We start from the raw sequence: 19,939 nt of genomic DNA on the forward strand, positions 1-19,939 counted from the left end.
TAGCCGCGTTCGATTGAATTATGGTATGCGATTTACCAGCGGACTGGGCCTTTCAAGCCACCACCGCCACCGCCACCACCGCAAATTAAAGGGTTGCCACAAGCAAGGAGTTGGTTCGAAGGTTCAGGCAGCTGTAATTGATTGGCTGATTCAATGCGACCAAAAACAAAAAGCAAGCCAACGATCATCAATCCACAAACTGTGCGTTTCATAATGTTCTACTCCTTTGTGTTGACCAGAAAATCCTGGCATCACAGAAGAGTTGTGAACGAGCATTTCATCTCATTTGATCGTGAGGATTTTTGAATGAGTTTGTTGATTCAAAAGGATTAACCGATGCACGATACACTTGCTGCCCAAGTTGAGGCGGTATGGCACAAGCTTCAGCGCCAATTTCAATGGTCGCTTGTCCAGGAACAAGCGGCGATCATTCGCTCGGTAACCCAAGATTTAGCCCAACACGCTGGGCCAATTAATGAACAACAGATAAAATTGGCGATTCAGCAAGCCTATGCGCAGTGTCTCTACGGTGCTATTATGGCAATGCGGATGAATAATCCACGGCGGCATGTCCAACCAAACGCCAACTTAGCCTGTGACGATATTTACACCATGGCGTTTCGGCGGGCGCTCAAACTTGGAGCCGAGGAGCAATTGGCGCGTGATATTGCTCAAGAAGTCGTCAAAGTGTTGATCACGAATCCTGAAAAGGTGCGTGAGCCTAAAGCGCTTTTTAGCTGGGTTTGGTATCAAGTTCGTGATTTTACCAGCCGTGATCGACGGGCTAAACCAGTCGATTCGCTTGAGCAAGTAGAAGAGCGAACGAATAATTCTGCGATCTTGGTATCTAACACTAATGTAAGCGAACAAATCGAGGATAGATTATTTGCTCAGGCAATTCTTGATTTACTACCAACAATCCTCTCTCCATTGCAACATCAAATTATTGATTTAGTTTGCTTTCAAGAGTTAACTCCACGCGATGCAGCTGAAAGACTTAATACGAGTGCACATCATGTTCGGGTTGAGAAATCACGAGCACTTGCGAAAATTCGCTCACATCCAGCGCTTCAAGCATGGATTGATGCGGATTAATCGACAATTGGCGTTATTTTATAATGAGTGTATATCATGAATGCTGACCAAAAAAACCACAAGCTAAAGCAAGCACTTAACTCAGTATCTCCATTATCGTTTCAAGCAGCACAAGCTCAAATTTCTCAGTTGGTAATCGCTGAGCTATCTGGTGTTGATATCGAGCAGGAATATGCTCAAGTTTTGCAAGCACTCGATCAATACCCTGAGCTTGCTGAAGAATATGCGTTGCAAATGGAAGAGCAATTGGCGTTTTTAGCCGAGACCGATCCTTTACCAAAGCCAAGCAATATCCCAACATTTTTCCCCAAGCCAGTTGTACAGATCAAACGGAATACTGCACTCCCGTGGGGCCAATTGCTACAAAATTTCTTGATTCAGCTCAGTCCACCGCTCTTAGCCAAATCGCTTGATGCTGACCTTGGCCAAACACCTGCTGATGATCCTGCGGTGGATTCAATTGAATATCTCGAGTATGTGGCAACTCATGAGGCTTATCAGGTGAATATTCAAGCGACCTTGCAGCGGATTCCCCCCGACGGATGGCAGCTCGCCGTTTCGGTCGCATCGGTTCCTCCAACTACTTGGAAGGTGGGAGCCACGTTAAATGAGCAAGCCTTACCAATACTTGAGCATCAGCCGCCTATAACTACGTTTGGCCCGCTGCCATCCGTCCCCAGTGATTCGATCTTCTTGGCGATTGCACCAGACCAAGCTCCCTAAACTTGTCTATGATTGACATTTAATCAAGCCACTCTTGGGCTGCCTTTGGGCATTGGCTCAGGAGTGGTTTTTTGGGTCTCACGCATCTTTGAGGTATTAAAGGCTTGACTTTAGTAAAAAATTGCTTAAAGTGTGTTTGTAATTTCATTGAACTTATAAACTATCAATCCAGCCCTAGAATGAAATCACGCGAATGATTTGGCATAGGTTTGGAGGCTATGTATGGTTTGGAATCGACGGATATTGCTGAGCTTAGGAATTATTTTGAGCTTATTCGTAGGCTCGGGCTTGTTGATTGGCAAAGGCAATGCTCAAAGCATGCAGACGATCACGAATCCATGGGCGCTGCGTAGCGGGCGGGCAACCCATTATGATCCGACGGTTGGGATGGGTAATTGTAGCCTACCAATGCCTAGCGATATGCTTTTGGCTGCGATGAATACCAGCGATTATGGCTTGGCTGATTATTGTGGTGCTTATGTGACCGTCAATGGGCCGCGGGGCAGTGTCACGGTTAAAATTATTGATCGTTGCCCTGGCTGTGTTGTGGGTGGAATTGACCTTAGCCCGCAAGCCTTCGAGCGCATCGCCGCACTTGAAGCGGGGAATGTACCAATTACCTGGCAATTGATCAGTGCACCAAATGTCAGTGGCAACGTAATTTACAATTACAAAGAGGGCAGTAGCCAATGGTGGGCTGGGGTGCAAGTCCGCAATCATCGGAATGCGATAGCCAAATTTGAATATCGCAATCCTCAAGGAATTTTTCAGAATGTTGATCGAGTTAATTATAATTATTTTCTCGTGCCTGGTGGAATGGGGACTGGCCCCTTTACTTTCCGCGTGACTGATGTTTATGGCAATGTCTTTACTGATAACAATATTCCATTGCGTTCAGAGGGCGATGTCGCTGGCAATCAACAGTTTCCGTATGTGCCAAATCCTGGCAGCACAACTACACCGAGCCCTACTCCAGCAGCCAGCCCGACTCGTACTGCAACCCCAACTGTGGTTAGTCCAACCACCCGCCCTGATCAAACAATTATGAATGCTTCATCGACCGAGGCTGGTAGTAGCACCCAAAATGCCCTTGATGGCAACCTCAACACCCGTTGGAGCAGTGGCTTACCACAGGCAGCTGGCCAATGGATGTATGTTGGCCTGCCCCATGTTACAACTGTTTCGGGAATTAAACTTGATGCAGGCAGTTCAACAGGCGATTATCCGACGGGCTTTATTGTGCAAACGCGCGATGATACCAGCAATTGGGTGACGGTTGCCAGCGGAACTGGCTCAAGCCAACTCACCATCATTAACTTTCCTGCCCGTAAGGCTCGTTATATTCGGGTTGAACTAAACGCCAATTCAGCTAACTGGTGGTCAATTCATGAAGCAACGGTTATTTTTGGGGCACAGCCAGCGACCCTAACTCCTACGATCTCACCACCAACCAACACGATTGTTCCCTCGACGGCAACCCCAACCTTAGTTCCAACGATGGCTCCACCACCATTTACCGCTACCCCAGCTATTAGTACTTGGCAAGCGTATACCAGCTATAGCGTTGGCAGCCTTGTCCAGCATAATGGGATTGGCTATCGTTGTATTCAAGCCCATACTGCGTTGCCTGGCTGGGAACCAAATATTGTGCCAGCGCTCTGGCAGCCAATCTAGTTGCATGCAACCGTGATTGTGGGTTTACCCATGATCGCGGTTTGTTGATTGGGCCTGAACTGCTGGTGCTTGGCTATCCCAAGTTTGCACTTTTAACGTATACTGTTGCGCGTGCAATTGTTCACATGGGAGGCGACCTGTGCCAGCTAAAATTGACCCCAATGATTGGGATGCGAACTTCTCGGCCAAGGGGCCACGTCAACAAGGCCCACTCGCTGTTTTACTTCAAACCTTATTAGTGCTTGGCATTGCTGGTGGATTAGGTTATGGGGTTTGGCTGTTGAATCAGACCCTAACTGAGCAAAATGCTGCCGATGCTGCAACCGCCACGGCGATTGCCCCAACCACGTTTGCGCGGGCAACCCAACGGGCCATCCAAGCAACGCAAGCGGCAATTCCAACGGCTACCCCAAATCTGCCGCTTGGTCGCTCGCTGGCTACTACAGAATTGCGCTTTGAGCCGAATGAACGCTCGCAATCGAAGGGGAATATTAACCCTAACGATAGCCTGCAATATATCGAATCACGCGAGGTTGATGGTGTAGTTTGGTGGAATGTACGGCTGTTTGAGCGGGCTAATATGGATTTACCTGCTGCCGAACTTGGCACGAATGGCTGGGTTTTAGCCACGACCGTGACTGAACCAACAGCGCCACCGCCAGTTGTTGCCGATGCGACTGCCGTACCGCCAGCAGGCCCAGTCGATTTACCAACTGCGCCAATTGATCCGAGTAGTGTCATATTAACCCGTAATAGCAACACCAATATTAGCGTTTCGCACCCTCAAGCTTGGACAGAATATGTGATTGGCTCTGATCTCGCGGTCTTTTTCTCGACTGCGGTTGATGGAGAGCAAGGGATTTTGGCGAGCAAGGTTATTGGCAAAACCAATGATGCTGCTGGCATTCAAGCAGCGATTGAAGAAACCTTTAATCTTTTGGCCGCCCCAAATACCCAACGCGAATATGCGATTACCGCCTCGGAAGGCACGGTGAAGTTTGTGCGGGTTGTGCGCGGTCAGGAAGCCAAAATTCAAGCGTTTGTTACAGTTAAGCCCGGCCCAGGTGGTAGCTTAGGGGTGATTATTGGCTTTGTGCCTGAATCGGGTTTTGCGGCTAATCAGGCTATTTTGCAACAAATGACGCGTAGCGCAATTGTGCAATGATCGATCGATTGGAAATTTTTGGACATGCAGGTGATGCAACCTGTGGTTATGGCTGAGGCCCGCGCATGCCTTCGTTGAAGGTTGCTAATACTGTTGCACTTTCATTAGCGCGTTTGGTTGGCGAGCGCGTGAACGTGATCTATTATGATCTTGACGATCCTGCGATTCAGCAGCAGCATGCCGATCAACTCGCGTATTTTGCAGAAGAAGGCTGGCCCTACCCAATAGCCTTATTTGCTGGCGAGGTGTTGTTTGTTGGTGGACTGCAACCAATGAAATTGGTAGCCGCAGTCGTTGAACAGCTGAATCGCCGTGGTCTAAATCTCGCTTAAGAGATGATAGCTGGGGTAGATGCGCCAAGAAGCGTTTCGCCAAGCAGCAGCATGTGCTTGCGAAACGCTTCGACTATAATTGGCTAATTTACAAGAATAACTATCGATGCTTGTTGATCGACTGCATTTTGCAGTGCTTCACGGACGATTTGCACGCAAAAAGTTGGCTCTACTTCAGGTATCGTCAATGGTCGTAGTTCGTTGAGCATTTCTACACATTCTTGGGATGTCCAATAGGCGATGCTGCCACGCTCATGTGGTTCGTGTGCAAATGGTAGTAACTGTGAATCGCGCTCAATCCCCCGTCCTTCAAGCATAAATATCCACAGTGTTTCAAATGCGGGTGAGCAATGAACCTCAAGCCAAGGACGACATTCTATATAATGGTAGCTTTTAACCCAACTTTCGCTGGCCGATTTTAGAATTCGATAACTATTATCAAAGTCAATACAAAAGTACATCACAAAGTTATCAACGAGGGCTGCTTGTTGGATTGTTTGCGCCTGCAGTGCTAGTACGCCATGATGCTCTATCTGCTTGGCAAGCAACAAAATATCTGCTGGAAACTCATCAGGATATTCGAGTCGAAGATCTTCAAACCAGACTACAAACAATTCGATATGTTCGAGAATAAGTACGCTTAGTCCTTCAGGTGGCGCAAGATAAAAATAGAGTCGAATACCCACTATTGCTTCTCCCTTATCAATCAAACAGGCGTTACTATAGCATTCGTTTTCCCCATTACATTAAGCCTAAAGACTGATTATTATTAAAGTAGTCTCATAAATGCCGGAGAAGAATACACATACATCCAAGCAGCAGAAATCCATGGAAATTTTCGAGATAGCATTCGTACCGAACCACCAAAACCAGGCAAATAGGTGCTTAACCTTCCAGTATGAGACTACTTCTAGATTCAGGCAATAAGTTAATCTAAATCAAAAACTATTAATTAGAGATAGGCTCATGGATTTAATAATGAAGGAGTAAATTTCAAATGAAACACTTAGGATTTTTATACCTACTCTACAGCTTATTACTTTTCGGTTGTCAATCAGCAATTGATGCCATCCCAACACTTCAGCCAACCCCTAGCATTCCAATCGATACCTTGTATTTTTCTGAAACACCAATTGAAACTGCACGGTCAATTGAGGGGATTGCGATTGTTTCATCGGCAGAAGCATTTTATCGTAGCCTGAATCAACTCGATATTCAGATTATCTATCTTGACCAAACGAGCATTGATCAAATGACCAATGAATCATTACGTATGATGTATCAAAAGAGTATTGTGATTGCGGCGTTTGATACACCAATTAGTATGCTTGCCAGAAAAGCTGGACATCCTCAAAAAATACCTGATCTTGAGCTTCGCAAACCACAGGCCTACGTTTCAGCAATCTATCAATTTAACAATAAAGTTCAGTCGGTCCATGGCGAATATAACGATTTTCTCTACGATGATTTTGCAGCAAGCCATCGGCGCATAAAGCTTCAAAGGCTGCTCACCCTCTGCGGTGTAGGTCTAGCTCAACTATCACAATGTGCTGAATTTGAATAGAACACCAATCTGCTTAACTAACATCACAAATCCCCCTTGACAAACTAAAAACTATTGATACTATATATCCATACGTTCCGTTGGGGAGTAGCCACCTGCATCGACAGGGTTTGCAATCGTCAATCCAGAAGCAATTCTCGGTTGCAAACAATACGCACAGCGTATTTTGGTCAGACCAACATTGGCTTTGATAGCAGCCGTGTTGGTTTTTTGTGTGACCAACCACGGCCTTTGCAGGAGGCAATGCAACAATGGATACCCTCGTTTGGATGTGGATCGGCTTTAATGTCTTTGTTTTGGCCATGTTGGCGCTCGACCTCGGCGTGTTTCATCGCTCAGCGCATGTGGTTTCAATCAAAGAAGCAACATTGTGGAGTGTCGCCTGGATCGGCCTAGCCGCGATCTTCAACTTGGGAATTTACCTCTTTTGGCAGCAGCTCGTACCTCAAAGCAGCTATACCAATAGCGAAGCAGCCCTCGCCTTTATGACTGGCTACCTGATTGAAAAATCGCTCAGTATCGACAATATTTTTGTGTTTGTGCTGATTTTCGGTAGCTTTGCGGTGCCCGCCCAATATCAACATCGCGTGTTGTTCTGGGGCGTGCTGGGGGCGTTGGTGATGCGCGGAGCCATGATCGGGGCTGGCGCAGCCTTAATTCGCGAATTCCACTGGATTATCTATATCTTCGGCGCGTTTTTGATTGTAACTGGGATTAAGATGGCCTTTCATCAAGAACAAACGCTTGATCCGAAAAACAACATTGTGGTACGCACCTTTCGACGGATTATGCCAGTAACCGATGAGTATGAGCATGATAAATTCTTTGTGCGCAAAGCTGGCGTGTTGATGGCAACCCCATTGTTCTTGGTGCTGTTGATGGTTGAAACGACCGACTTGATCTTCGCTGTCGATTCGATTCCAGCGATCTTTGCGGTCACTCAAGAGCCGTTTTTGGTCTATACCGCCAATGTATTTGCGATTCTGGGCTTGCGTTCGTTGTACTTTGTGCTGGCTGGGATGGTGCATAAGTTCCATTATCTCAAGCTTGGTTTGGCCTTCGTGCTCAGCTTTGTAGGTGTCAAGATGCTCTTGGTCGAAACGGCCTTCAAAATTCCTTCGGGCATCTCGTTGGGTGTTGTGGCTGCGATTATCGCAACCGCAATTGGTGCTTCGTTGATTCGCGCTAAGCGCTTGGAAACCGTCAAGAGCTAAACAATAACCAGCAAGGCCGTGGGTTTGCAATCAACCCACGGCCTTGCTGGTATTTATTATCGCGAATCGCCGCTATACCTCCGTATATCTAAATAAGGCAAATCCAGCTCGCCCGTACATTTGTCGCTTGAGCAACTTTAATCGGTCAATCTGTGAGGCCCTGGACACCTTCAGTTGGTGCAGCAGCAGCTTTGGCAGGCGATTCGCGATGAGAGCATGAAGAAGTCGGGGCCATGAAATGGACTGCACTGGCGAATAGCAGCACACGGTGGTGCCGATCAGCCGACTGGTTGAGATTTCGAAGCCCACGCACCCGTGGCGGGAGCCGTTAGCCCCTGAGACCGCTGCCCCCGCGTTTTTAGCACTCTCCATGAGCTGCGCACGAAGCTGGAGGATGACGGTATTACCTCGATGCTACGACGAATCAAGCAAGCTTTGCTCATGCAGCCCGCATGTTATGGGCGTTGGTTTTTTGCTGGCCATGGAAACTCCTTGCAGCCCTCGACTTAAGATCATCATCTCAGATCTGTCTTACCCATCTTAGCACAGAGGGATGTTTTGCCCCTCATTACACCCTTACTAGAAACTCATGTGTGGTTAGTAGAGCAGATTTTGGAAGAAGAGGGATGGGTCAATGAGCAATTCAAGCGACTGGGGTAAGGATGCGTATAGGACTGATTTATCCTTTGTATCAGAACGCTCCACTCATATGCATGCCACACGGAGAGACGGTTCATGATACGAGCAACACAACCTAATCACCGTATCTCTTGTCCGATGGTTGGCAAGGAATGTGGACTGCGGGAAACGTGAGGGATCGCGCTGGATTCCCAAGCCGTTTGAGACGTTGAATGATCAAGCCTTGATTACCCGCCATTTGGATCTGATCATCCGGGTCGGGGCACAGGTCACGCCTATCATTGATGCAATTGCCTTGCACAACCTAAAAAATAGGTTTGAAAAAATACTACAAGCATATTAGAATACCGATGGGATGTTCATATAACAATTCCACAAGAAGGGAGGTGGATATCGATGCAAAAAGTTACGATTCAAATTCGCAAATTAGAAAAAATCGAGACGACTGGTGCACGCCATGCACAAGGTGCAGGTTAATTTTATTTTTAGGCCAATGTAACCCAAGAACATCCTAATTGGTGGGGAGACTCAACTCTCCCCCCAATTGGTTCCATAAGATAAGAGATGGAGCATTATTTACATGAAACTACCACAAATAAAATACGCTCATAACCCTGTTCGGTTATCGCACAATCGTATTCGGATTGGCACAATACAATATGGGGTTGGATCTGAAATAATTGATGATGAACAAGGGACTATCTGGCGTTTGCTGCAATTAATGGATGGAACACGAACGATTGAAACCATCATTACTGAAATGCAGCTCGGTACCTCCATTGATACGGAAAGTATACGTGAGGCAATTACTGATCTCATAGAATCAGGTTTTGTTGAAGATGTTGATGCTCCGCCTCCTCTAGTATTAACATCTGCTGAATTGGAACGATACAGTCGTAGTGTTAATTATTTTAGTTGGATTGATACAACACCTCGGAGTAGCAGCTATGAAATTCAATCTCGACTAAAACAATCACATGTTACACTTCTAGGACTAGGCGGATCAGGATCATCGGTAGCAATGAGCCTCGTGGCAGCAGGGATACATTCATTACACTGTGTTGATTTTGATAAAGTTGAACTATCTAATTTGAATCGACAGTTATTATTCAACGAAAAAGATCTTGGGAATTCCAAAGTAGAAAGCGGGGTTAATCATTTAAAAGATATTAATTCGTATGTTAATATCACAGGTCAGGAGTTAAAAGTAGAATCTGCAAATGATATTATCCCTTTGATGCGAAATTGCGACTTATTTATTCTTTGCGCAGATAAACCTCAAGAAATTATTCTGCAATGGACAAATAGTGCGGCATTTGAGACGAATACCCCCTGGATGATGTGTCTTTACGCTGGCCCTATGGTGGTGATTGGCATTTTTGTACCACACCAAACGCCTTGTTATGAATGTATGAAACATGATGAGAATGATAAAAACGTACTCCGTGATGGGACGAATCCAGAGCATCTCTACAATAGGCTTGATATCAATGCTGTTATTGCACCAACTGCAAGTTTAACAGGACATTTTGGGGCGCTTGAGGCAATCTATTTTCTTACTGGATTACAACCACAAACAGTAGGGAAAATATTTCATCAAAATCTCATGATTTATGATCATATCTATTATATCACGCCTTCATTTTGGCCAGAATGTCCCGTATGCAGCAGTAAGGAAGTATTATCATAGTTTTATTAAGGTTTTAAATGACAATCCAAGAAACTGCAAATCAATATGCGATACAGCCAGATACGCGCTTAATTTTACATAATTTATCTGAACGAATGGAAGATGGTGAATATATCATCGGGCGTATAGAAACAGGTGATTTTATTGCCTTGCCTGAGGTTGGGAAGGCTGCAATCGATCTTTTTCGAAAAAATTACTCTATTCAAGACGCGCATAGTTACCTTGCCCAACGCTACGATCTAGATTTTGATCTCGAATCCTTTGTTGAGGGTTTAATTGATTTAGGATTTGTCAGGTTGATTGATGGACATCATATCCATCCACACGCAGAAGAAGCTGTAGCGTTCCCATGGTTACAATCCCGTCATGTAGAATGGATATTTAGTAAACCCATAAAAATAATGTATCTGGGTTTATTAGGTATCGTTCTATTTACCATAATACATCACCCATGGGTAATACCAAAGCAGGATGCGTTCTTTTGGTCAACAAGTGGAAGTTTGGTAATCTTCGTCAATACAATTTTATTTATAACAAATCTGATGCTTCATGAATTAGCGCATCTGATAGCGGCACGCTCCTTAGGCGTACCAGCATATATTAATCTTGGTACTCGTCTCCATGAATTAGTTGTTCAGACAAATGTAACCGGCCTATGGTCGGTGCCACGAAAAAAACGATATCGTGTCTATTTAGCAGGAATAGTCTGGGATATCATCCCTATATCAATTTCAATATTATTAATAGCCTATACAGAGATACCAGCAACACTTCAGAACATCCTTTATTCATTGATACTATTGATATTTTTTGGCATTTTTTGGCAGTTTCAGTTTTATATGCGAACTGATATATATTTTGTTATATTAGATTTATTACGCTGTTATAATTTATTTGATGATTCAGTATCATATATTCAGTATCTATATAATAACCTGAAATACAATATATTCCACCCAAATAACGATAAACCAGTATCACCACTCGAGAATATCTCCATTTATGAAAAAAGGAAAATCATTATATATTCTATTTTGATTTTTTTTGGATCTGTCATTTCTCTATTACTATTTACAATATATGGTATTCCTATATTACTAGGTTTGCTATTTAATGCCTTATTTTCTATAAAGCAGGGTATTGAAGTACGTAATTTATCAATGATTGTAGATGGTATTATTGTAATATTAATAGAAGGTCTTTTTCAAGTATTATTTATAATGACATTTATAAAAAATCGCAAGCAATGGTTCAATAAGCAATGGATGAAATTGAAATTTTTATTCAATAAATCATCATTACAATAATCGATAATATTTAGATTTAGAAAAAGATTATCTTATTTTATATCATACATCGCTATAAATGAGATAATATTTCTATCATTTTAATATTATATATGTTATTCACTATTATGTATCTTTTTACTCTCAATTTATTTTGAAAGGAATTACAAACAATGATAATCGAACAAGATTTGAAGGATCAACTTCAAACAATTGCCGACAATAATTTTTCGATCTCTAACGAAGTAAAACCGTTTGATTTAGCATTGATGATGCTAGATCATATTGGATCAACAGACAGTTATCTTCGTGATAATCTCATTTATACCAGCTTTGCAACGTGGATTCTCGATCACCATCTCTTTAGTCATGACGAATTAAACCAGCTATTATCAATTGTTCTCGATGAAAAGCATCTGTTTTATCGGATTGGTGAAACGAATACTCATTCTGTATTTACACGATCATTCTCGGTCTTACTGCTACCACTGCTATTAATTGAAAACCGCACGAGTGCGTTTTTATCGGAAGCTGCTATTCAATCCATTAAATCAAAATTATTACAATATATCCACGATGAACAGGATTTGCGTGGCTATACGGAAGCGTATGGTTGGGCACATGCCGTTGCCCACATGGCTGATGCCTTTGATGATCTAGCACAATGTTCAGCATTAGATGCCCACGATTTACAAGCAATCCTTCAAGCAATTTCCACAAAAATATGTGTCGGTACAACATATTACATCCATGAAGAAGATGAACGCATGGTAACAGCGGTTATGAGTATTATCAATCGCAATATCCTAACGGAACACGATCTCGCCGAATGGATCACTGGGTTTGATATCCAGCTCCAACAAAGCGATCAGAATCCGTTAAATTACACCTATTTTAATACGAAACAGTTCCTGCGAAGCTTATATTTTAGATTGCAACCTAAAAATGGGCAAGAAAAAACTGTTCAGGTTATCAACCAGCTATTAAATAAAATAAGCCACTTTAAGGATTAACGAGCTTAAGAGCCTGTTCGGATGAGCGGGAGCATGGGCGCAGCAACCGACGGTTTGAAAATCCCAAGAGACTTTGCCGTTGCACATCTGGGCCAAGCACGTGGCCCACGATCGGTAGTGACATTAGCGCTCGCAGACTGGAATGTGGTGATCACGAATACGCCGCGCACGCTGATGGGAACAGGCCCTCTCCTATTAATCACGCTTATGATTTAGTTTTACGCCCTGATCAATCAAATTGATCAGGGCGTTGGGCGACTCTGTTTCAGCTGTGTGTGCTCGGATCGGCACAGTTAACCAGAAATCGGAAACACTGGGCTGCTTGGCGAGCTTGCGTAGTAGCTAACATTGCAGTATCACCGGTGGCAATCACAAACGCGCCCCGCGCAAATGAGTCACTTGCACCTTGAAAGAAACTTCCAATCTCTTGGAGTGCTTCGGCTTTAACCACGCCGGGACAATGCGTTGCTTGTTCTTGGCCATCTATCCGTTCCAGTCTGCCAATCGCCTGGGGGCTGGCATAGGCAATTGCTGCCCAGCGTTGAAAACTGCGTGGAAGTTGCTCAAAGACTGTTTCACCAGCGACCTGTTTAATCCAGAGTTGATCAACATCAATTCCGCTGGCTAGTTCCATTAATTCAACAATGCTATCGCCGGCAAGCCGTGCGTGAGTTTCGACAATCCGTGGGCCGCGAGCAGTCAGAATAATTTCGGTATGTGATGGGCCATTCTGTAGATCAAGCGCCGTTAAAACCTGTTCGACGAAGCTTGTAATTTCTGCAACTGTTGCTTGAGGCAGCAGTGCTGGCAAGCAATGGCCAGTCTCAACACTGGTTTGGGGGTCTTTGAATTTTTGGGTGACGCAGATTATATGATGTTGGCCATATTCCGAAAAGGCTTCAACACTATATTCTTCGCCACTTAAATATTCTTCGACCAACATTGCATGGCCTGCTGCACCGGCATCAAACCATGCTTGGGCAGTGGCAATCTCAGCAGCAGAACGAATAATCGAAACGCCCATGCTTGCTCGACCATCACGCGGCTTTAATACCAATGGATAGCCATAGCGTTCGCCAAATGCCTTAATGTCGTCGGCAGTTTCGACCGATTGCGCTATGGTTGGATCAAGGTTAGCCTCGCGTAATACCTGACGCATCGCATCTTTCTGGCGCGTATAGTGAATTGTCGCGGAGCTATGATAGGGCAGTTTCAACGCTGCGGCAACATCGGCAGCAATATGCTGGGTCACTTCATTGAAGCCACCAAGCACATCAATTGGAGCATGGCTATGGATTAAGCGGGCCTGCTCGATCCATTGATCGATGGTTGCGTTCGCTGCCATGCCAATAATGCGATCATAATCGCCATGGTTCTTGAGTGTTTTAATATTTTTGACCGGGCACAAGAGGCTCAGGCGATGACCAAGTTGCTTGATTTTGGGATGAACCTCGCGAGCTGTGCCGATTAAGAGAAAATGGCGGCTCATGCGCTACCCTCCTTCCTACTACTAGGCGGCATACCCGCTTAATCAACGAAACCCTTGGTGCGCAGAATATCCTCGATTTTGGCGCGATGGGCTTGTTCCCATGCATCAAGGGTTTCGGTTGCATCTTTGGCGGCGCGAGCTTGAGCTTTTGCTAATACACTCTCAGCGCGATCACGAGGTACAACCACAATTCCCTCTTCGTCAGCGACGATAATATCGCCTGGGCCAACCTGAACTCCGCCACAAACTAGTGGCTGATTAAGTGGGTTGATAACCTCTTTGCCACCAGGAATTGGAATTACACCACGGGCAAACACCGGAAATTGGTTGGCTCGGGCTTCAGCCAGATCGCGAATTACCCCATCAATAATGAAGGCTTTGATGCCACGTCGTTGGGCAACCGCACAAACATTGCCACCAGCAACGGCAAAATTAGTATCAGCACCATCAACCACAATGATTGAACCTGGCTCAGCCCGATAGATTGCTGCATGCAACATAAGGTTATCGCCTGGCGTGCATTGAACAGTAAAGGCTGGGCCTGCGACGCGTGGCATACCCTGCCATAACGGATGAATCCCCAGATCCATCACTTGGCTACGGCTGAGTGCGTCGGCTAAAGTGGTTGGCGAAAGGGCTTCAAATGCTTGATAATCGATCATAATTCCTCCACAAACACATCCATTGTTGGTCTATTCGATCCTCAACCCTTGAGTATAGTATGTGGCATGAAGCTGCGTCAAGCTAGCTTGGTTGGGGATAGTGTTTTCCGAATCCACGCGATTGAAACTGCCAGCTTAATCCAGCATCATTGGTCGCGCAAATCGTTCCTTCATCGCCTATTACCCAATAATGGCTGGGCGATAATCCATGCACTCCCCAGAGGCTCATGCCGGTATCAGTGCTTTGCTGGTGCCACGTATTGCCCGCATCACGAGTAACAAGAATTGTGTCGCTCCGACCGACGGCCCAACCCGTTTGACCATCAGGCAAAAAATGGACAGCCGCTAGGTGTTTTTGGGTTGGTGTCGGCTGGCGTTGCCATGAGGCTCCAGCATCGCGGCTGTACAAAATCGTTCCGCGATCACCCACAATCCAGCTGTGGGTCGATGCTGGCAGACAATGAATGGCCGCGAAGTTTTTGTCGCTGCCACTGGCTTGGATTTGCCACGAAGCGCCGCCATCGTTGGTATGCACGATGATGCCATGATCGCCAACGGCCCAACCACGCTGCGCATCAGCAAAATCTAGCCCCCATAAAATCTGGTTAGTAGCGAATGCTGCCTGTTGCCACGAAGCGCCGCCATCGTTGGTATGCACGATGATGCCATGATCGCCAACGGCCCAACCACGCTGCGCATCAGCAAAATAGACAGCCAAAAGATCAGAGTTCCACGGATTTGGTTGAACAATCCAGCTTTGTCCAGCATCCGGCGTATGGATAATGCTGCCCTCGCGCCCAACTGCCCATGCCTTTGTTCCATCGCGCAGGCTATGAATTGCATAGAGGTTTTTATTTAGGGGGCTATTATGGACACGTAGGGTCGTTGCGCCTGCCAGTTTGCTGAACAACGACCCACCATCACCAACGATCCAACCAAGCTGACCATCGGGCACAAAATCAATCCCATACAGGTTTTTTCCGGTAGCACTGACTTGCGCAGTCCACGTAGTGCCACGATCAGGACTGGTTAGAACTGTGCCGCCATCACCGACAATCCAAGTGGTTGCAGCGTGCGAATTGTGCGTGATCCAGCGCAACGATTGGCGACTAAGCTGAGTTTGGATTTGCCAATGCTGCTCATTCATCAATTTTGACCAACATTGGCCAGATTGGGTAATAAGGTAGATTCGTTGATCAATCAATACAAGATCAGTAAAGGTCTGTTGCGGATCGCAAGCACGCTGCTGCCAGCTTTTTCCGGCATCGATTGTTTGGAGTAGCGTTCCATTACTACCGCAAATCCAAACCTCTTGCTGATTAACAATCTGAATCGCGAGCAAGGCAGCAGCGCTAGCGCTCGGTTGCTGCTGCCATGTTTCGCCTGCATCGGTGGTTGCGAGAATTATGCCACGCGCTCCTACAATCCAGCCAAACTGTCCATCGGCAGAAAACGATATTGCATAATAGTCTGTAATACCGAATATCAATTGTTGCTGCCAATCACGTCCAGCATTACGCGTCGATAGTATCGTGCCTGCAGCGCCGACAATCCAACCAACGTCTTGATTAATAAACCACATTCCATAGTAATTAGCTGTGGATAGCGAACGTTGTTGCTGCCAACTTTTTCCCGCATCGGTGGTTGCGAGAATTGTGCCATGCGAGCCAATTACCCAACCGAGCATCCCTGTCGGATCACTCCAGACGGCCCAAAGTGGCTGGGCTACATCACTGGCTTGGGTTCGCCAACTGCGGCCACGATCAGTTGTATAGATAATCGTACCAGCGTGGCCGACCGCCCAGCCGGTTTGACCATGCTGATCAAAGGCCACTGCCATGAGCTGCTGATCAGCACCATTTAATTGAATTTGCCAGTGATTGCCATGGTCTTGGGTGGCAATAATAATTCCATCATCGCCAACCGCCCAACCATACTGGAGATCGCGACTGCTGGCAAGGGCTACAAGATCTTTGCTGGTTTTGCTCTGTTGAGCTTGCCATGTCTGTCCAGCATCGAGCGTTTGATAGAAACTACCATCATCGCCGCTAATCCATGCGGTGCTGCCGCTTGGATCAGCCACGATGCCATAGAAATCTTTGGTGATTGGAGTATGGATGGGATTCCATGTTTGGCCAGCATCGTTGGTCAGCAACACTGTTCCGGCTCGCCCGACGATCCAAGCCACCTGCTGATTGACCGCAAACACGCTGCGTAGATCGTTGCTGGTTGGGCTCGCTTGCTGCTGCCATGTCTGCCCAGCATCGTTGGTTACGAGAATAACCCCACCATGCCCAACGGCCCAGCCATGAATACCATCAGCAGTGCTACAGCGGGCTAATTGCTGATGCAGGCCACTTGATTGCGTTTGCCATGTCTCACCGCCATCCTGGGTTGTGAGAATAATCCCATCATCGCCAACGGCCCAGCCGTGGATTGCGTTAGGTGCAAAGGCAACGCCATAGAGATTATGCTCTGAACCACTAGCTTGCAGCAGCCATGAATCACCACCATCGTTGGTCGCAATGATAATGCCATCGCGCCCAACTGCCCAACCATGCAGCCGATTAATAAAGGTCACCGCCCGTAAATCTTTTTCGGTCACCTGATGTTGTTGCCAAGACACGCCACCATTGTTGGTCGAAACAATTAACCCACCATCGCCGACCGCCCAACCAACCTGTGGGTCGATCAAACTAACACCTTGAAGATTCATACTGCGTGGTGTTAGTTGCCAGCCTGTCGCAGCGTGTTCGTATTGTTGATCGGTCATACCGTTACTCCTGCTGGCTCCCAGAGTGCTTGTTGTTCGGCCCAGCGCCAAACCTCAATCAAGCGTTCTTCGGGGTCAGGAGCATCAGTCAGATCAACAATAAACCCGCCGACTTGATCAACACTCATTTGGGCTGGTTGCGAGTGTGTGCCAGCCTGAATGCTCCAATCGAAGTGGAGCACCCATGATTGGGGTGGTTTTGCAGCGCGATAGCCGCGAAAAATGCCAGCTTGCGGTGGAACCAAACCCCAACCGACGATCTTCTTGGGTTGGGTGATCGCCCTTAATTTGCTCAGATCAATCGGCATGCCAGCTTGGCCTTGGATAAAGAGTTGATTTAGGTTAATGCCAAAGGCCTGCTCGATCGTTCCGTTGATCATACCGCCACCGGTGCGGCTGGCAATTTCGCAAAAGAACAGCTCATCGGCAGGAGTATGAAACAACTCCAAGTGAAAGCTGGTGACGGGCGGAGTTGGCAGCAAGGCCAACACTTCTTTGGCCGCTGCGATCAAGCGCTGGGTCAAGTGATGTTCGGGCCGAAGCATCTGGCTAGCGGTAAACCAGCCTTTGGTGAAGGATAAACCATTGCCAAGATATTGCGACGGCCAGCAAAAACAGACCTCGTTATCGACCAATAATCCATCGATATGATATTGATCACCTTGGATAAAGCACTCGATTTCTAAACCACGGGGTAGCGGCTGTTGCAACAACTGAGCTAGATCATCTTCGTTTGCGAGCATTTTTGCCCCCAGCGAACCGCTGCCATCATCTGGTTTGACGATCACTGGGTAGCCATGCTGTTCGATAAATTGAATTAGATCGAACGGCTCGTTGATCGCCTGAAAAATTGGGATATTGACCAGCTGTGCGCGATTAACCAGGTGTTGCTTCATCACGATTTTATTGCGAAAAGCCAATGCGCTATCGGCTTGCTGGCCAGGCAACCCAAGGTAGCTGCGTAAGCGGCCTGCACGCAGAATATCAACCTCTGAAGTTGCGACAATCCGCTCGATTGGGCATTGCCGATGCAAGCGTAAAGCCTCAAATTCAATCAGGCCACTTTCTTCATAGTTCTCAAATGGCTGAATCGCCGCAAACCCTTGAAAGCCTTGGACGCGGTTGGCAGCAGTAAATAAGCGTGCCTGCGGCACTAAATCGCCAAGCCAATCGCCAAAAGGAGCTAAGTGGGGCTTTTGACGATTGAGCACTAAGATCTTCATTCAGCACCTCGGGCAATCGCCAGCGTGGCATGGTCAGCAGTACCCTTGTGATGGCGATTGAGCGGGCGATCAAGCCCTAGATGGTCACGTAAGGTTGTGCCTTCGTATTCAGTTCGAAACAATCCACGGCGCTGTAATTCAGGAATAACCAAATCAACAAAGTCGTTTAAGCCATCAGGTAGGCTTGGCGGCATGATATTAAACCCATCAGCAGCCTCATTCACAAACCAATCCTCAAGTTGATCGGCAATCTCGCTGGGGGTTCCGAGAATAAAGCGATGGCCGCGCCCACCTGCAACCGAGAGATACAATTGACGAATCGTTAGGCCTTGGCGTTGGGCTTGCTCATAGACGAGTTTTTGGCGGCTAGTGCTGCCTTGGGTTTCAGGTAATTCTGGTAATGGCCCATCCAAGGGGTAGCCTGAAATATCAACATCACCCAACAATCCGGTCAATAGCCCTAAACCAACCACCGGATCAACCAGTTCTTGTAAGATTGCATATTTTTCTTCGGCCTCAGCCCTCGTTTTTCCAACCACCGCAAACACGCCAGGCATGACCTTGGCTTGTTCAGGCGAACGTCCATGCTTGATCATTTGGCCTTTGATGCCGCGATAAAACGTTTGGGCTTGCTCAAGGGTTTGATGGGCGGTAAAAATCACTTCGGCCCATTGAGCCGCAAAATCTTGACCATCTTCTGATGAGCCAGCTTGCACAATAACCGGGTAGCCTTGCGGTGAACGGGCAAGATTAAGCGGCCCGCGTACCTGGAAAAATTCGCCATGATGATGCAGCATATGCAGTTTTTGTGGTTCGAAATAGCGGCCTGTGGCTTTGTCGAAGATAAAAGCATCATCTTCCCAACTATCCCACAACCCTGTTACCACATCCATAAATTCGCGTGCCCGCCGATAGCGAGTGGCATGATCAGGTTGGTGTTGAAGGTTGAAATTTTGGGCCTCAACATCGGTCACTGAGGTTACAACATTCCATCCCGCCCGCCCATTGCTCAGAAAATCGAGCGAAGCAAATTTACGCGCAATATGAAATGGCTCGTTATAGGTGGTCGATGCGGTTGCCGCCAAGCCAATGTTTTGGGTAACCATGGCTAAGGCTGAAAGCAAGGTCAGTGGCTCAAACTGAACAATTCGACCCCAACGGCTTAATTCATCTTCATCTTTATAATGAGTGCGAATGCCCACCCCATCCGAGAGGAAAATCATATCAAACTTGCCCCGCTCAGCGGTTTGAGCCACCTGGGTATAATGTTGAATTTCAAGCCCAGCATTGGCTGGGGTGTTGGGGTGTCGCCATGCGGCAACATGGTGACCAGGTGCGGGGAGAAAAGCCCCAAGTTTCATTTGACGTTGCTGTTTCATTGGTTAATCAACTCCATT

The 19,939-nt window shown here is 46.6% G+C and carries 17 protein-coding genes; 10 read left to right on the plus strand and 7 right to left on the minus strand.

The window, feature by feature from the left end:
• Nucleotides 1–32 precede the first annotated feature (32 nt).
• Entirely contained in the window at nt 33–212 is a 180-nt protein-coding gene (locus LCH85_01165) for a hypothetical protein (protein MCA0350579.1), read from the minus strand.
• Nucleotides 213–336: 124 nt separating this feature from the next.
• On the opposite strand from LCH85_01165, the gene LCH85_01170 reads away from it, so the two are divergent.
• From LCH85_01170 to LCH85_01190, 5 genes are all read left to right on the plus strand, one after another.
• Nucleotides 337–1,095, plus strand: a complete 759-nt coding sequence (locus LCH85_01170; GenBank protein ID MCA0350580.1) for a sigma-70 family RNA polymerase sigma factor — start codon at nt 337–339, stop codon at nt 1,093–1,095.
• A 36-nt stretch (nt 1,096–1,131) separates the two neighbouring features.
• Nucleotides 1,132–1,818 (plus strand): hypothetical protein, encoded by a 687-nt coding sequence (locus LCH85_01175; protein ID MCA0350581.1) that lies wholly within the window; start codon nt 1,132–1,134, stop codon nt 1,816–1,818.
• A 222-nt stretch (nt 1,819–2,040) separates the two neighbouring features.
• Complete coding sequence (locus LCH85_01180; protein ID MCA0350582.1) at nt 2,041–3,492, plus strand: discoidin domain-containing protein; 1,452 nt, start codon at nt 2,041–2,043, stop codon at nt 3,490–3,492.
• Nucleotides 3,493–3,631: 139 nt separating this feature from the next.
• Nucleotides 3,632–4,657: a hypothetical protein gene (locus LCH85_01185; GenBank protein MCA0350583.1), complete on the plus strand. Its 1,026-nt coding sequence runs from the start codon at nt 3,632–3,634 to the stop codon at nt 4,655–4,657.
• A 65-nt stretch (nt 4,658–4,722) separates the two neighbouring features.
• The gene (locus LCH85_01190) at nt 4,723–4,989 is read left to right on the plus strand and encodes a hypothetical protein (GenBank protein ID MCA0350584.1); all 267 of its coding nucleotides are present in this window, start codon (nt 4,723–4,725) and stop codon (nt 4,987–4,989) included.
• Nucleotides 4,990–5,072: 83 nt separating this feature from the next.
• On the opposite strand, the gene LCH85_01195 is transcribed toward LCH85_01190, so the two are convergent.
• On the minus strand, nt 5,073–5,675 hold the full coding sequence (locus tag LCH85_01195; GenBank protein ID MCA0350585.1) for a hypothetical protein: 603 nt from the start codon (nt 5,673–5,675) through the stop codon (nt 5,073–5,075).
• Between the two features lie 311 nt (nt 5,676–5,986).
• On the opposite strand from LCH85_01195, the gene LCH85_01200 reads away from it, so the two are divergent.
• The 5 genes from LCH85_01200 to LCH85_01220 all read left to right on the plus strand — a co-directional run bounded on the left by LCH85_01200 (nt 5,987) and on the right by LCH85_01220 (nt 12,395).
• Entirely contained in the window at nt 5,987–6,553 is a 567-nt protein-coding gene (locus LCH85_01200) for a hypothetical protein (protein MCA0350586.1), read from the plus strand.
• A gap of 251 nt (nt 6,554–6,804) precedes the next feature.
• Nucleotides 6,805–7,767 carry a TerC family protein gene (locus LCH85_01205; protein MCA0350587.1) on the plus strand — a complete coding sequence of 321 codons (963 nt, stop codon included), beginning with the start codon at nt 6,805–6,807 and terminating at the stop codon, nt 7,765–7,767.
• A 1,219-nt stretch (nt 7,768–8,986) separates the two neighbouring features.
• Nucleotides 8,987–10,096 (plus strand): ThiF family adenylyltransferase, encoded by a 1,110-nt coding sequence (locus tag LCH85_01210; GenBank protein ID MCA0350588.1) that lies wholly within the window; start codon nt 8,987–8,989, stop codon nt 10,094–10,096.
• Nucleotides 10,097–10,113: 17 nt separating this feature from the next.
• The gene (locus LCH85_01215) at nt 10,114–11,403 is read left to right on the plus strand and encodes a hypothetical protein (GenBank protein ID MCA0350589.1); all 1,290 of its coding nucleotides are present in this window, start codon (nt 10,114–10,116) and stop codon (nt 11,401–11,403) included.
• A 152-nt stretch (nt 11,404–11,555) separates the two neighbouring features.
• On the plus strand, nt 11,556–12,395 hold the full coding sequence (locus LCH85_01220) for a DUF2785 domain-containing protein (protein MCA0350590.1): 840 nt from the start codon (nt 11,556–11,558) through the stop codon (nt 12,393–12,395).
• 265 nt (nt 12,396–12,660) lie between these two features.
• Here the strand turns inward: LCH85_01220 and LCH85_01225 are convergent, their stop codons facing one another.
• The 5 genes from LCH85_01225 to LCH85_01245 form a co-directional block, all read right to left on the minus strand.
• Nucleotides 12,661–13,884, minus strand: a complete 1,224-nt coding sequence (locus LCH85_01225; protein MCA0350591.1) for an ATP-grasp domain-containing protein — start codon at nt 13,882–13,884, stop codon at nt 12,661–12,663.
• 38 nt (nt 13,885–13,922) lie between these two features.
• A complete protein-coding gene (locus tag LCH85_01230) occupies nt 13,923–14,546 on the minus strand; it encodes an RraA family protein (GenBank protein ID MCA0350592.1) in 624 nt (207 codons plus the stop codon).
• Nucleotides 14,547–14,628: 82 nt separating this feature from the next.
• Nucleotides 14,629–17,319: a hypothetical protein gene (locus LCH85_01235; protein ID MCA0350593.1), complete on the minus strand. Its 2,691-nt coding sequence runs from the start codon at nt 17,317–17,319 to the stop codon at nt 14,629–14,631.
• On the minus strand, nt 17,316–18,542 hold the full coding sequence (locus LCH85_01240; protein ID MCA0350594.1) for a carboxylate--amine ligase: 1,227 nt from the start codon (nt 18,540–18,542) through the stop codon (nt 17,316–17,318). The genes LCH85_01235 and LCH85_01240 overlap by 4 nt, the downstream gene beginning before the upstream one ends.
• Complete coding sequence (locus LCH85_01245) at nt 18,539–19,921, minus strand: LLM class flavin-dependent oxidoreductase (protein ID MCA0350595.1); 1,383 nt, start codon at nt 19,919–19,921, stop codon at nt 18,539–18,541. The genes LCH85_01240 and LCH85_01245 overlap by 4 nt, the downstream gene beginning before the upstream one ends.
• Between the last annotated feature and the right edge of the window lie 18 nt (nt 19,922–19,939).

This window comes from Chloroflexota bacterium (assembly GCA_020161265.1).
Lineage (GTDB): Bacteria > Chloroflexota > Chloroflexia > Chloroflexales > Herpetosiphonaceae > Herpetosiphon.